This window comes from Roseisolibacter agri (genome assembly GCF_030159095.1).
GTDB lineage: Bacteria > Gemmatimonadota > Gemmatimonadetes > Gemmatimonadales > Gemmatimonadaceae > Roseisolibacter > Roseisolibacter agri.
In genome coordinates this window covers 594,261-608,652 of record NZ_BRXS01000003.1, presented here as the reverse complement: position 1 = coordinate 608,652, position 14,392 = coordinate 594,261, and the positions used below count along the sequence as shown (strand labels likewise).

General features: G+C 73.6%; 11 protein-coding genes. 8 read left to right on the top strand and 3 right to left on the bottom strand.

The window, feature by feature from the left end:
* Positions 1-95 precede the first annotated feature (95 nt).
* Positions 96-2,426, bottom strand: coding sequence for a CRTAC1 family protein (locus rosag_RS11225; RefSeq protein WP_284350219.1), 2,331 nt, complete (start codon positions 2,424-2,426; stop codon positions 96-98).
* A gap of 133 nt (positions 2,427-2,559) precedes the next feature.
* On the opposite strand from rosag_RS11225, the gene rosag_RS11220 reads away from it, so the two are divergent.
* The 3 genes from rosag_RS11220 to rosag_RS11210 all read left to right on the top strand — a co-directional run bounded on the left by rosag_RS11220 (position 2,560) and on the right by rosag_RS11210 (position 4,072).
* Positions 2,560-3,204, top strand: coding sequence for a dihydrofolate reductase family protein (locus tag rosag_RS11220; protein ID WP_284350218.1), 645 nt, complete (start codon positions 2,560-2,562; stop codon positions 3,202-3,204).
* Positions 3,201-3,812 carry a DUF922 domain-containing protein gene (locus rosag_RS11215; RefSeq protein WP_284350217.1) on the top strand — a complete coding sequence of 204 codons (612 nt, stop codon included), beginning with the start codon at positions 3,201-3,203 and terminating at the stop codon, positions 3,810-3,812. The genes rosag_RS11220 and rosag_RS11215 overlap by 4 nt, the downstream gene beginning before the upstream one ends.
* Before the next feature lie 77 nt (positions 3,813-3,889).
* Complete coding sequence (locus rosag_RS11210) at positions 3,890-4,072, top strand: hypothetical protein (protein WP_284350216.1); 183 nt, start codon at positions 3,890-3,892, stop codon at positions 4,070-4,072.
* A gap of 219 nt (positions 4,073-4,291) precedes the next feature.
* Here rosag_RS11210 and rosag_RS11205 read toward each other — a convergent pair whose 3' ends face one another.
* On the bottom strand, positions 4,292-7,543 hold the full coding sequence (locus rosag_RS11205; protein ID WP_284350215.1) for a WD40/YVTN/BNR-like repeat-containing protein: 3,252 nt from the start codon (positions 7,541-7,543) through the stop codon (positions 4,292-4,294).
* Between the two features lie 408 nt (positions 7,544-7,951).
* On the opposite strand from rosag_RS11205, the gene rosag_RS11200 reads away from it, so the two are divergent.
* Positions 7,952-8,086, top strand: coding sequence for a hypothetical protein (locus tag rosag_RS11200; RefSeq protein WP_284350214.1), 135 nt, complete (start codon positions 7,952-7,954; stop codon positions 8,084-8,086).
* Between the two features lie 57 nt (positions 8,087-8,143).
* The gene (locus rosag_RS11195; protein ID WP_284350213.1) at positions 8,144-9,391 is read left to right on the top strand and encodes a family 1 glycosylhydrolase; all 1,248 of its coding nucleotides are present in this window, start codon (positions 8,144-8,146) and stop codon (positions 9,389-9,391) included.
* Positions 9,392-9,584: 193 nt separating this feature from the next.
* On the opposite strand, the gene rosag_RS11190 is transcribed toward rosag_RS11195, so the two are convergent.
* Complete coding sequence (locus rosag_RS11190) at positions 9,585-11,531, bottom strand: hypothetical protein (RefSeq protein WP_284350212.1); 1,947 nt, start codon at positions 11,529-11,531, stop codon at positions 9,585-9,587.
* A gap of 274 nt (positions 11,532-11,805) precedes the next feature.
* Between rosag_RS11190 and rosag_RS11185 the strand changes: the two genes are divergently transcribed.
* Genes rosag_RS11185 through rosag_RS11175 form a run of 3 tightly spaced genes read left to right on the top strand, consistent with a single transcriptional unit; the run spans position 11,806 to position 14,290 of the window.
* A complete protein-coding gene (locus tag rosag_RS11185; protein WP_284350211.1) occupies positions 11,806-12,855 on the top strand; it encodes a YncE family protein in 1,050 nt (349 codons plus the stop codon).
* A 21-nt stretch (positions 12,856-12,876) separates the two neighbouring features.
* The gene (locus rosag_RS11180; RefSeq protein WP_284350210.1) at positions 12,877-13,614 is read left to right on the top strand and encodes a dienelactone hydrolase family protein; all 738 of its coding nucleotides are present in this window, start codon (positions 12,877-12,879) and stop codon (positions 13,612-13,614) included.
* 7 nt (positions 13,615-13,621) lie between these two features.
* Entirely contained in the window at positions 13,622-14,290 is a 669-nt protein-coding gene (locus rosag_RS11175) for a spermidine synthase family protein (protein WP_284350209.1), read from the top strand.
* Positions 14,291-14,392: the final 102 nt, after the last annotated feature.

Here is a 14,392-nt window from a genome sequence, read left to right as displayed (position 1 = left end):
CCGCTGCATCCGAAGAATCCGTATCCTCTCCAAGAGCCACAGGGGCCAGGCGCGCCGGAGCCGCACGAGGCATCGCGGCGCTCGCTGACGCGCGCTCAGTGATGCGCGTGCGCGTCGGTGGGTGAGCTCGTGCGGAACGGCACCCGCGGCCGCTCCAGCAGCACCGGTGCCGCGCCCTGCACGACGCGGTACACGCGGTCCATCGCGAGCCCCGCGTACGACGTGCGCGTGCGCGCGGAGTCCGGCCACTGCACGCGTACCGCGCGCACCGCGGTCGCGCGCCCGAGGCCCACGTGCACCTGCAGCGGGCCGGAGCCGAACGACCCGCCCGTGCCCACGGTGCGGTGCAGCGTGCGCGTCGCGCCGCCGGCCTGCGTCACGTCGACCTCGACGCGCGCGCCGATGGCCGAGCGGTTGGCGGTGCGCCCTTCCAGCTCGAGCGCGAGCCAGTGGTGCCCGGGGCGGCCTGGGTTCTCGTACAGCACGCTCGTCGCGCGGTCGCCCTGGTACGCGCCGCCGACGACCATGTACACGTCCTCGTCGCCGTCGCGATCGAGGTCCGCGAACGCGGTCGCGTGCCCCTTCTGCAGGTGGCCGAAGCCGCCCGGGAGCGTGACCTCCTCCAGCCGCCGGCCGCCGACGTTGCGGAACATGCGGTTCGGCACGATCGAGCGCAGGTCCGGATTGCCGGTGCCGACGTGCACGTCGAGCCAGCCGTCGTCGTCGAGGTCCCCGAAGTTGCTCCCCATCGCGAAGATCGCGCGGCGCGCGAGCCCCACGCGCTCCGTCGCGTCCTCGAAGGTGCCGTCGCCGCGGTTGCGGTAGAGGCGCGACGGCTCGTTCGCGATCGTCTGCCCGTCGCGCACGGTCTGCAGCGGGAGGCCGAGGTATTCCGCCGCGACGGTCTCGTGGAGCGGCGCGTTGAGGTCGTAGCTCAGCACGAGCAGGTCGTCCCACCCGTCGTCGTCGAAGTCCCAGAACCACGTCGGGAACGACGCGACCGGCCGCGTGACGCCGGCCGCCGCGGCGCGCTCCTCGAAGCGCCAGCGTCCGTCCGCCGCGCGGCCGCAGTTCATGTAGAGGCGGTTCTCGCCCTGGAACACGGAGACGTACAGGTCGGGCTTTCCATCGTTGTCGACGTCGCCCCACGTCACGCCCTTCACGAACGCGTCGAGGTCGATGCCCGACGCGAGCGCGACCTCGGTGAAGGTGCCGTTCCCATCGTTGTGGAACAGCTCCGAGCGGTGCGACGGACCGGTGGCGGAGTTGCGCTCGTTGCCGACGAAGAGGTCGAGGTGCCCGTCGAGATCGTAGTCCGCCCACGCGGCCGACTGCGTCGGATGATAGGACGCGAGCCCCGTCGCGAAGGTGACGTCCTCGAACGTCCCGTCGCCGCGGTTGCGCAGCAGCGAGTTGGGAAACAGCCCCGCCTCGCCGAGCCAGGCGCCGCGCAGCACGAGGACGTCGACGTCGCCGTCGTTGTCGTAGTCCGCGTGCACGGTGTTCAGGCCGCCCGTGATCCCCTTGAGCCCCGACTGCGCGCTGCGGTCCACGTAGCCGCCCTTCCCGTCGGCCATCAGCAGCCGCACCGCGCCGCCCGGCTCCCACGACGTCGCGAACACGTCGAGCAGCCCGTCGCCGTCGAAGTCCGCGATGCTGAGCCCACCCGCGACGCCGGTGAGCCCGAGCCCGACGTCGTTGGCGACGTTGCGGTAGCGCGGGAACGGATCGTTCGCGCGCGGCGCGAGGCCGGGGATGCGGAAGCGCGGCGGCACGCTGTCCGGGTAGCCGCCGACGGCCATCCACGCGACGTTCAGCAGCCAGCGCGAGCCCAGGTCGTCGGGGAAGTGCCGCAGCAGCTGCGCGTAGCGCGCGATCGCGCCGCGCGCGCCCTCCTGCTGCACGTGCCGCGCGCCGCCGGCCAGCGGCAGGATGCAGACGTTCGCCGCGGGGTTGGCGCGGCAGTTCTCCTGCTCGCCCAGGCGCAGGTACGCGATCGCGAGCAGGTCGCGGACGGGCTTCCGGCGCGGCGTGACGTCGTCGCCCGTGTCGCCCGCGTCGCGCATCAGCGACTCCAGCTCGGTGATCGCCTCGCGCGTCTCGCCGGCGCGCAGCAGCTCGTCGGCCATCCGGTGCCGCAGGTTGAGCGCGTCGGCGCCGCCCTGCCAGAGCGCGCGCGCCCGCAGCGCGGCGGCCCGCTCGCGATTCAGGAACGGGTTGCCGAGCGGGTCGGCCATGCCGCGCGCGGCGATGGCGGCGAGCGTATCGGCCATGCGGGCCGTCCCGTCGCGCGCGGGCGGCGTCGCCGGCGCCGCCGCGGGCTGGCTCTCGCCGGCGACGCAGCCCGTGCCCAGGGCGACGGCCAGCGCGAGCCGGCGCGCGAGGACGGCGACGGAGGTCGGGCGACGCTGCGGCGACTGGTGCATGGCGTCATGGATACGGCCCGGCGCGCGGGACGACAATGGCGGCGCGACGGCCGCTTGCGGGGCGCGCGGCGCGGTGGCATCTCGTGCCGGACCGGCGCCCGGACGCCCGGCCCACCCCCGCATCCACTTACCCATGTCCAGGCTGCGCTTCCCCATCTCGGTCTCGCTCGACGGCTACGTCGCCGGGCCGCACCAGAGCCTCGAGCAGCCGCTGGGCGTCGGCGGGGAGGCGCTGCACGCGTGGGTCTTCCCCCTCAGGGCCTGGCGCGAGCCGCACGGGAAGGCGGGCGGCGAGGTGAACGCCAGCAGCGCGGTGCTCGAGGAGTCGATGGCGAACGTCGGCGCGACGATCATGGGGCGGAAGATGTTCGGCGGCGGGCCGGGGCCGTGGAACGAGGAGACGCCCTGGAACGGCTGGTGGGGCGCGACGCCGCCCTTCCACCACCCGGTGTTTGTGCTCACGCACCACGCCCGCGCGCCGCTCGTGACGGAGGGCGGCACGACCTTCCACTTCGTCACCGGCGGCATCGAGGACGCGCTGGCGCGGGCGCGCGACGCCGCGGGCGGGAAGGACGTGTCGCTCGCCGGCGGCGCGCAGGCGGCGCAGCAGTACCTCGCGGCGGGCCTCGTCGACGAGATGGTGCTCAACCTCGTCCCGATCCTCCTGGGCGGCGGCGAGCGGCTGTTCGACGGCGTGGGGACGGACCTGCACGGGCTGACGCTCGTGCGCACGGTCGCCACGCCGCAGGTGACGCACCTGAAGTTCGCGCGGGGATGAGGCGCGTCCTCTACGCGCGGCTGGCGGTCGTCGCGCTGCTCGCCGGCTGCGCGAGCGGCGGCCGGAGCGAGAGCACGCGAGTGGTGATGCCGCCCATCGAGCGCGTGCCGCCGGGCGTGCAGCTGTCGACGCGCGTCAACGAGTACCGCGTCACCGCCGCCACGATCGGCGCGCTGCGCGAGGAGATGCATCGCCTCGGCCCGATCGCCGACGGGGTGCGGTATCCCGGCGCGACGCACTGGGACGTGCGCTGGACCTACGAGTACGAGCCGCGGACCGCCGGCTGCGCGCTGCGCACGGTGCAGGCGCGGGTCGAGACGCGCGTGTCGCTGCCGCGCTGGGAGCCGGCCACGACGCCCGACTCCGCGGTCACGGGCTGGTGGGAGGGATTCCACGCGCGGCTCGTCGCGCACGAGCACGGGCACGTGCGCCTGGCGGTGGAGTCGGCGGGTGCGATCGTCGACGCGCTCCGCCCGCTCACCGCCGGGACGTGCGCCGCCCTCGGCGAGCGCGCGAACGCGGCGGGCCAGAGCCTGCTGACCGACGCGCGCCGGCGGCAGGCCGCGTACGACCGCGACACGCGGCACGGGGCGCTCCCCGGAGGCTGAGGCCGGCGTGGAACGGCGGCCGCGCGCGCACCGTAGGGCGACGAGCAGGGTGAACGCATCCTCGAACGGAGGTCCCCATGACTCGACGGGAGTGGCTCTGGGTCGCGCTGGCCGTGGTCTTCGCCACCGTGAACCTGCTGGGCGTCTGGTACGCCGTCGTGCGCGGCGAGATGGTGCACTGCCTCATCCACGTCGGGCTGCTGCTCGCGACGCCGGTGGTGACGTGGCGGATGATCGCGCGGCGTCCGGTAGGCTACTGACCGCGGGCTGCGGGCTGCGGATCCTGATCCTGGATCCTCGCGCCGGCCCCGAACGGCAACTGCAGCAAGGATGAGATCTGACAAGGTCCGATAACGACGGATGGCTCCGCGTGGGGGCGAGGGATCTCGCACTCCACCGGAGCCATCCGTCGTCATCCGATCTTCTCAGACTTTCATCCTTGCAATGCCGTTCGCCGTTCGGGTCCGGCGCGATGGTGCCTACTGCAGGGCCGCCGCGCACCCCGTCGCCACCGCGCACCCCGGATCGAGCGGCGGCAGCTTCGCGCGCGCCAGCTCGCGGTTCACCGCCACGAGGTCCGTGCGCCACAGCTGCGCCAGCTGATCGGTGTAGGTCTTCAGCTCCGCGGTCAGGATCCCGAAGATCTCGGGCATGTTGTTCGTCGGGCGCCCGTCGCCGCGCTCCGCCATCGACAGCAGGTTCGCGAGGCGGTTGTTGACCTTGATGGGGAAGTTGAGCGGATCCTGCCCGCTCTGGTTGCGCACCTGGTAGACCCTCTCCTCGATCGCGCTCGCGTTCGTGCGCAGCCGCTCGCCCGCCGTCTTCAGCGCGCTGTCGCTCGCCGCGCGCTTGTACCGGTCGTCCAGCTGCGCCTTCACGCGGCGGATCTGGATCACCGCCATGTTCGCCTCCGTCGCCTTGTCTCGGACGCGGCGCCCGAACTGGTACTGCGCGTGGAGGTCGGCGTCGGTGACGTCGGTGAGCCACGGATTCCGCTTCACCGCCAGCGGCGTGGTGAGCGTCTTCCCGTCCAGCGTCAGGCGCACCGTGTAGCGGCCCGGCGGCAGCGCCGGCCCCGCCGTGCCCGCGCCCCAGAGGATCATCCCCGGGAAGCTCTCGATCCCCTGCGCGCGCCCGTCGAACGCGAGGCGCTGCAGCCCCGCGCCCGCGGGCAGGTACGTGACGCCGCCGCGGCGCCGGCCCGTGGGACGGTTCGCCGCACCGCTGTCGGCCCTCGCGGTGTCCGGCTCGAACGTCCGCAGCACGTTGCCGGCCGAGTCGAGGACGTCGAGCCGCGACGTCTTCGGGGCCGTCTTCGCGTACCAGCTGAACACGACGCCCGGGCCCGAGCGCACCACCGCCGGCGGCGCGAACAGGTGCGCGTCCTTCGCCAGGATCGCGGGCGACGCCTGGCGCAGGGGCGCGAGGTCGTCGAGCACCCAGAAGCCGCGGCCGTGCGTGCCGATCACCAGCTCGTTCCCCTCGACGATGAGGTCCGCGACCGGGACGTCGGGCATGTTGAGCGTGAGGTCCTGCCACTGCGCGCCGTCGTCGTAGCTGACGTAGACGCCGTGCTGCGTCGCCGCGTAGAGCAGTCCGCGCCGCGTGGGGTCCTCGCGCACCGCGTGCACGTACGCGTCCCCACGGATGCCGGTCACGATCTTCGTCCACGTCTTCCCGAAGTCCGTCGTGCGGAAGATGTACGGGGCGAAGTCGTCGAGCAGCGGGCGGCGCACCGACACGTAGGCGCGCCCGTCGTCGAACGCCGACGCGTCGATCTGCGACACGCGCCCGAACTCGGGCATCTCTCGTGGCGTCACATTCGTCCAGGACCTGCCAAAATCGCGCGTCACGTGCACGAGGCCATCGTCGCTGCCGGTCCAGATGACGTTCGCATTGCGCTTGCCCGGGCCGACCGAGAAGATCGTCGCGTAGACCTCGGGGCCGTTCATGTCGCCGGTGATCGGGCCGCCCGACCGCTCGAGCGTCTCGGGCGCGTGGCGCGTCAGGTCGCCCGAGAGGCGCAGCCAGGTCTTCCCGCCGTCGCGCGTCGCCCACAGCCGCTGCGAGGAGACGAACAGCAGCTTCGGATCGGCCTTGCTGAACAGGATCGGGAACGTCCACTGCCAGCGCTCGCGGATCTCCTTCGCCGGCTCGCCCGAGTAGAACCACGGATACGGGTTCACCTCGCGCGACGTGTTCAGGCGGCGGTTGAACTTGTCGACGTAGGCGCCGTTGTTGGTGCCGGAGTAGAAGACGTCGGGGTCGCGCGGATCGGGCGCGATGTAGCCCGGCTCCCCGCCGCCCGCGACGTACGACACCGCCATCCCGCCCGCGGTGATGTCGCCCGGCGGCGGCGTGGTGTCGTTGGCGGCGTTGGTGCCGGCGCGGCGTGCGGGCTGCGCCATCCGCTGCCGGAAGGCGGCGGCGTTCCAGTCGAACGGCGTGCAGAGCGTGCTGTTGTCCTGCTGGCTGCCGCAGACGTGGTACGGCGTGTGGGTGGTCGTGATCGCGTGGTAGAACTGCTCCGTCGGGAAGTCCTGCGCGGTCCACTTCGCGCCGGTGGTCGTCGACACGGCGCCGCCGCCGTCGTTCGCGACCACGAGGTGCTTCGGGTCGTCCGGGTCGATCCACAGGTCGTGGTAGTCGCCGTGCGTCTCGCCGCGCACCTGCGTGATCGTCTTGCCGCCGTCCCTCGACGTGAACATCGACACGTTCTGCAGGTAGACCCGCTCGCGGTCCTTCGGGTCGGCGTGCACGTGCGTGTAGTAGAACGCGCGCTGCCGGATGTCGCGCTGCGCGTTCACGAGCGTCCAGCTGGCGCCCGCGTCGTCGCTGCGGAAGAGGCCTCCGTTCTCGTTCTCGACCAGCGCCCACACGCGCTTGGAGTCGGCGCCGCTCACCGCCACGCCGATGCGCCCGACGACGCCCGCGGGCATCCCCTTCGCGCGCGTGATCTCGGTCCACGTCTCGCCGCCGTCGGTGCTCTTGAAGAGCCCCGAGCCCGGGCCGCCGCTCGACATCTGGTACTCCTTGCGGTACGCCTCCCACAGCGACGCGTAGAGCACGTTCGGGTCATTGCGGTCGATGACGAGGTCGATCGCGCCGGTGTTGGCGTCGCGGTAGAGGACGCGCTTCCACGTCTTCCCGCCGTCGGTGCTCCTGAACACCCCGCGCTCCTCGCTGGGCGCGCTGTACTTCCCGAACGACGCGACGAAGACGACGTTCGGGTTGGTGGGGTGGATGCGGATCTTCGAGATGCCGTGCGACTGGCGGAAGCCGACGTGCGTCCACGTCTTCCCCGCGTCGGTGCTGCGATAGACGCCGTCGCCGGGCATGATGTTGCCGCGGATGCACGTCTCGCCGGTGCCGATGTAGACGACGTCGGGGTTCGACTCGCTCACCGCCACCGCGCCGACGGACGCGCTGGTGATCTGGCCGTCGGTGACGGGCGCCCAGGTCTCGCCGCCGTCGGTCGTCTTCCACAGCCCGCCGCCGGTGGCGCCGAAGTAGGCCTCGTCGCGCCGCCCCTTCACGCCGGTGGCGGCGATCGAGCGTCCGCCGCGGTCGGGGCCGACGTTCCGCCACTTGTAGCCGGCGAGGAGCGTGGAGTCGAGCGTGACGGCCGCCGGCGCGGCCGCCTTCGGCGCCGCGCGACGTGGCGGCGGGTCGGACGGCAGCACGACGAGCGCGGAGAGCGCGAGGACGGACAGCGGACGCGTTGGCGACATGGGCGGGCTGGGGAAGGCGGGCCGAGCGGGCGGACGTCGGAGGGCAACGCACGCGCGCCCGGCAACGTTGTCCGCGGTACCAGGCGGGCGCCACGCCCCGGGCACGAGTCCGGTGCGCCGGACCCGGACTGCATTCGACAGGATTACGACGGATTGAACGGACAAGTGCGGGATTACCTCCCGAGTGGCGGCGACGGCCCATGCACCACGCGGAGCGTGATCCGGCTCCTGTCCGTCGAATCCGTCCAATCCTGTCCAATGTTCTTGCCGTTCAGGATCCGGCGCACCCGAGCCTTCATCGATTCCTCATCCACCCTTCATCGCCACGCAAGCCGGCAGGGCGTGCGCGATGCGATCTTCGCGGCGGGTCGGTCCCATGTCCTGTCCCCACATCGCGGAGGAAGTCGGATGCTCGCGTCCCGCCTGCTCGCACCCCGCCCGCTCGCGCACGCCGCCGTCGCCATCGTCGTCGGCGCGACGGTGCTGCTCCTCGTCGGCACCCTGATGGTCGTGCTGGGCGTCGGCGCGGGGGGCGCGCCCTGATGAGCTGAGGCGGCGGGCCGGGCGCGGCGGCGCGCGATTCGCGGACGTCGCGCCCGCATGACCCGGCGCCCCGGCATCTTCCCGACGTTCTTCCTCACCGGCTTCGAGTGCTCCACCTTCGTGTGGAAGGACCGGGGCCGCCGCGACCTGGCCGCGGAGACGCAGCACCGCCAGCGCGCGCGCGAGGACTACGCGGCCCTGCGCGACCTCGGCATCGCCGTCGCGCGCGAGGGGATCCCGTGGCCGATGGTCGATCGCGGCGGGACGTACGACCTCGCGCCCTTCGTCGACCCGCTGGTCGACGCGATGAACGCGGCGCAGATCCTCCCCATCTGGGACCTGTGCCACTACGGCCATCCCGACGACCTCGATCCGTTCGGGCCCGACTTCGTGGACCGCTTCGCGCGCTACTGCCGCGCGGCGGCCGAGTACGTGGTGCCGCGCGTGCGCGGGCCGCACTGCTTCACGCCCATCAACGAGATCACCTTCTGGGGCTTCTGCGGCGGCGAGTGGGGGTGGGTGGCGCCGTTCGGGCGCGACCGCGCGACGCGGCACCGCCTGCGGAAGGTGCTGTGCGAGGCGGCGATCGCCGGCGTGCGCGCGATCCGCGAGGTCGATCCGGACGCGCGCATGGTCCACACCGAGCCGCTGATCCAGGTGGTGCCGCCGCCCGACCGCCCCGACCTCGCCGACGAGGCGCGGCACGAGGCGACGGACGACGCGTTCTTCGCCTGGGACGTGCTCGCGGGGCGCCTGCACCCGGAGCTCGGCGGCGCGCCGGAGATCCTCGACATCGTCGGCGCGAACTGCTACGCGTTCGGGCAGATGGAGTACCGCGCGAGCGGCCCGCACCACGCGATGGCGCCGCGCGATCCGCGCATCCGCCCGCTCTGCGACATGCTGGGCGACGCGTGGCAGCGGTACCGTCGGCCGATGATCATCGGCGAGACGAGCGGCATGGGCGACGGGCGCGCGGCGTGGCTGAAGGACGTGATGGAGGAGTCGCTGGCGGCCGTGAACCGCGGCATCGACCTCCACGGCGTGTGCCTCTATCCCGCGGTCGACATGCCCGACTGGCACACCGGCGCCTGGCTGCACAACGGCATCCTCGACGTCGTGGACGAGGGCGGGCAGCTGCGCCGCGTGCCGAGCGCCGCGTACGTGGCCGAGCTGCGCCGGTGGCAGCGTGAGCTCAATCGCGTGACGGTGCTGGACGAGGATCCGTTCAGCGATCCGGTGGAGCTGCAGGACGTGATCGACGCCGCGCGCCGCCTGCAGCCCGCGGCGGACCAGGACTGGAGCTGAGCTGCGTCCTCGCGCCGGACCTGAACGGCATTAGACAGGATTACAACGGATTGGACGGACAAGATCGGATTTCTCTCCATGTGGCGGCGAGGCGCCGTGCGCCGCGAGGAGCGTAATCCGGCTCTTGTCCGTTAAATCCGTCTAATCCTGTCTAATGCAGTTCGCTCCTCCGGGTCCGGCGCGACGGAGCACGTCACGGGTCGTGCGACACCCGCACCTCCCGTCCGAACGCCGCCCCCACCGCGGGCGTCACGCCCGCCATCCCCGACACGCGCATCTCACGCAGCCGCGGCAGTCGCGCGAGCGCGGCGATCCCCGCGTCCGTGAGCCCCGCGCAGCTGTCGAACGTCACCGACTCCAGCGTGCCGATGCCCGACAGCAGCGCGGGCGTCCGGTCGGTGATGCGCGTGTAGCTCGCGAAGTAGCGCCGCAGCGCGGGCAGCGTCGCGACGTGCGCGGTCGCCGCGTCGGTCGTCTCGCGGCAGTACATCAGCACCAGCGACTCCAGCGCCGTGCAGCGCGCGACGTGCCGGTAGCCGTCGTCGGGGACGTCCATCGGCATCAGCTCGCGCAGGGCGGGGAAGTCCGGCAGCGCCGCGAGCGCGTCGTCGTCCACGTTCAGGCAGCTCACCGAGAGCGAGCGCAGCGTGGGGATCGCCGCCAGCGCGCGGAAGCCGCGCCCGCGCAGGTTGTGACACCGCCGCCCCCACAGGTACTCCAGCGTGCGCGACGCCGACAGCGCGACGAAGCCGTCGTCGCCGGCGGTCGTGTCCTGGCAGACGAGGAAGCGCAGGTGCGGCAGCGCCGCCACGTGCGCCATGTCCGCGTCCTTCGCGTCGACGCCGAGCCAGGCGAGATGCGGCAGCGCGGCGAGCGGCGCGAGGCCGGCGCCGGTGATCGCCAGGCGCTCGTCGTCGAGGTCGAGCGCGTACAGCCCGTCGAGCCCCACGAGCCGTGCGAGCCCCGCGTCCGTGAACGTCCCGCGCAGCGTCAGCGCGTTGGGGCGCGTGCCCGGGCCGGTGAGCTCCAGCCGCTCCGCGCCACCCAGCCACGTGCGGAACGCCGGGATGTCGTGGAGCGCCGGCAGCCCCGCGTCCGTCACGCGGCTGCCCGAGCGCAGCGTGCGCAGCGCGTCGTTGCCCGCCAGCGCCGCGAGCGCACCGTCTCCCGACGGCGTGCCCATGAGGTTCACGTCGCGCAGGCGCGGGCAGGACGCGAGGTGCGCGGCGCCCGCGTCGGTGACGGGCGTCCACGCGAGGTCGAGCGACGCGAGCATCGGCAGGTCGCGCAGCACCGCCAGCCCCGCGTCGCTGATCGCGCACCCCGACAGGTTCAGGTGCCGCAGCTGCGGCAGCCGCGCGAGCTGCCGCAGCCCGTCGTCCGTCACCGCGCGCGAGCCGCTCAGGTCCAGCGTCGTCACGTGGACGATGTCGGGCACTCGCGCGAGCCGCGCGAGCAGTGCGTCGGTCATCTGCCCGTGCGCGCGCAGCGCCGGCAGCCGCCGCTCGCGGAGCAGCGCGAACGCCGCGTCCCAGTCGCGCGTGAAGACGGGATCGCGTCCCTCGCCCGCGTCGTCCACCGCGTGCACCGCGACCGCGCGCGTCGCGATCGGGCGGCCGTCGGTGGGCAGCGTGAGCGCGTCGTCGACGAGCGCCTGCCACGTCGCGAAGCCCTGCGCGTGCGCGACCAGGCGCCGTGCCTCGTCGAGCGTGATCGTGTCCACCTCGCCGGGCGCCGGCGTCTCGCTACGGCCCAGGTCGAGGCGCACGTAGCGGCGCATCCCGTCGAGCGCGCGCATGTGGCCGAAGTAGTTCCACACCACGCGCAGCGTGGCGGCGTCGCCGGTGTCGTACGCGGTCTTGAGCGCCGCGGCGACCTCCTCGTGGCGGCGCGTGGCGCCGAGTGCGGCGACGCGGGCGCGGAGCGCGCTCCAGCCGGACAGGCCGTGCTCGCGCGCCAGGGCGTGCTGCACGCCGCGCAGCGTCGGCGCTTCCGTGGCGGGTGCGTCGGGCAGGGCGCGCGCGAGCCGCGCGTGCGCCTCCGCGTCGTGTGCGCGGAGCGCGTGGAGCCACCGCTTCGCCTCGCGCCGCAGCGACTCGAGGGTGGTGGCGGACGTGACGTGCCGGGACGGCCGGGACATGCGACCTCCTCCCATGGCGCCTGAGGTCCGCTGAGCGACAGGCTGGAAGAAGGTTCGATCGACGGACGACGAACCGATCGGGTGGGAGCGGGCTCCCTTGCCGCGGACAGGTGGCGCCCCGGTGCGCACTGCCCCCACGCTCGCACGCCGCGCCGCCGGCTGTCAACGGTCGGGCCCTTCGACAACCTTCTGACGGCTACGCCGCGGCGCGTCGCGCCCGCGCCCTGGCGCCTGGCTTACCTTGGACGCGACCCTCACCCTCCATCGCGCCCGCATGCCCCGCCTTCGCGTCCTCCTCGCCGCGTCACTGCTTGCCGCCACGCCACTGCTCGCGCAGCGGCCCGGCGCTCCTGCCGGCACGCTGGTCGTCAGCAACATGAACGACCACACCGCCACCATCATCGACGCGGCGACGGGGCGCGTGCACGCGACGCTGCCGACGGGCGAGGGGCCGCACGAGGTCGCGGTGTCGCACGACGGGCGCACCGCGCTGGTGAGCAACTACGGCGTGCGCGGCAAGCCGGGGAGCACGATCACCGTCATCGACGTCGCGCGCGCCGCGGTAGCGCGCACGCTCACGCTCGCGGGCTTCGAGCGGCCGCACGGGATGGCGTTCCTGCCGGGCGACACGCTCGTCGCGGTGACGTCGGAGGTCGGCCGCGCGGTGCTGCTGGTGGACGTGCGCGACGGGCGCGTCGCCGACACGCTGGCGACGAATGGCCGCGGCTCGCACATGCTGGCGCTCACCGCGCGCGGCGACCGCGTCTTCACCGCCAACATCCCCGACGCCACCGTCTCGGCCCTCGACGTGAGCGGGCGCGACTCGGTGCGGCTGCTGAAGGTCGGCCGCGCGCCCGAGGGAATTGCCGTCACGCCCGACGGCGCGCAGCTGTGGGTCGGCAGCAACCGGGACAGCACCGTGCTGGTGCTCGACGCGCGCACCGGCGCGACCCTCGACACGCTGCGCGGCTTCGGGATGCCGTACCGCATCGCCGTCTCGCCGGACGCGCGCACTGCGGTCGTCAGCGACCCGGTGAAGGGCGAGGTGCGCGCGTTCGGCGCGGCGGACCGCCGGCAGCGGTTCGCGATCGCGGTGCCGGCCGACAGCCTCCTGCCGACGGCCGAGGTGCCGGGGTCGCCGTCGCCGGAGGGCGTGGCGATCTCGCGCGACTCGCGGTGGGCGTTCGTGACGCTGCAGGGCCGCAACCGCGTCGTCACGATCGACCTCGCGCGTGGCGCGATCGTCGCATGGGCGCCGACGGGCACGTGGTCGGACGGCGTCGCGTACTCGCCGGTGCCGGTGAACGCGGTGCGCAAGGAATGACTTCGCAGGGCCGGTGACGACATGACGACTCCCGAGACGGTCCGCTACGACGCCGACGGCCTGGCGATGGCGGGCGAGCTGTTCCTCCCCGCGCGCATCGACGGCGCGCGGCCCGGCGTGCTGGTCTTCCCCGACGCCAGCGGCCTCAATGCCCACGCCCGTGAGCGCGCCGCGCGCCTGGCCTCGCTCGGCTACGTGGCGCTCGCGTGCGACCTGCACGGCGGCGGGACGCAGATGACCGACTTCGACGCCGCGATCGCCGCGGTGCGCGCGCTGCGCGAGACGCCCGCGCGCATCCGGGCGCGCGCGGGCGGCGCGCTCGCGGCGCTCGTCGCGCGCCCCGAGGTGGACGCCGCGCGCACGGCCGCGATCGGCTTCTGCTTCGGCGGCACGATGGCCCTCGAGCTGGCGCGCGACGGCGCGGCGCTGCTCGCGGTGGTGGGCTTCCACAGCGGGCTGGCGACGCAGCGTCCGGCGGAGACGGGCGTCGTGCGCGCGCGCGTGCTGGCGTGCATCGGCGCCGACGACCCGAGCATCCCGCCCGCGCAGCGCGCCGCGTTCGAGCAGGAGATGACGGCCGCGCGCGCGGACTGGCAGCTGCACACCTACGGCGGCGTGGTGCACAGCTTCACGGAGCGCGACGTCGAGCTGCGCACCGGCCACCCCGAGCGCACGCGCTACGACGCGGCGGCCGACGCGCGCAGCTGGGCGGCGATGCGACAGCTGTTCGCGGAGTCGCTGGACGCGCCGCGCGCATGAGGGGCACGTGAAGCCCACGGAGAAGCTCGGCGAGGCCGTCGCGCCCGACGGCACCGTCCTCACGCTGCTGCGCCACGACGGTGCGTACAGCATCCGCGTGTCGGGCGTGGAGCTGATGTCCACGCGCCGCCACCACTCGGAGGACCGCCTCGCGGAGCTGGTGTGCGCGCCGCTCGCCGGCGTCGCGGGCGCGCGCGTCCTGATCGGCGGGCTGGGGCTCGGCTTCACGCTGCGCGAGGCGCTGCGCCTGCTGCCCGCGGACGCGCACGTCGTGGTGGCCGAGCTGCTGGACGAGGTCATCGCGTGGAACCGCAACCCCGAGTGGCCGCTCGCCGCCGACGCGCTGGCGGACCCGCGCGTCGAGCTGCGACACGCCGACGTCGCGGAGCTGCTGCGCGAGGGCCGCGGGAGCTACGACGGCATCATGCTGGACGTGGACAACGGCGCCGAGGCGATGACGAGCGCGGGGAACGCGTCGCTGTACGGCCGTGGCGGCGTGCGCCTCGCCGCCGACGCGCTGCGCCGCGGCGGGCGCGTGGCGTGGTGGTCCGCGGGCGATGATCGGACGTTCGAGGCGCTGCTGCGGCGCGCGAAGCTCGTGCTGGAGATCGATCGGCCGAGAGTGCATGCCGGCTCGGGCGCGAGGCACACGATCTATGTCGCGATGGTCCCGTAAGAGCGGAGGACGGAACGGCGGAGGACGGAAGGGCGGAAGACGATGGAGCGTGAAACGAGAAGGCGGACCTTCGCTTGAGGCTTCAAGCGCGAAGGGTCCGCC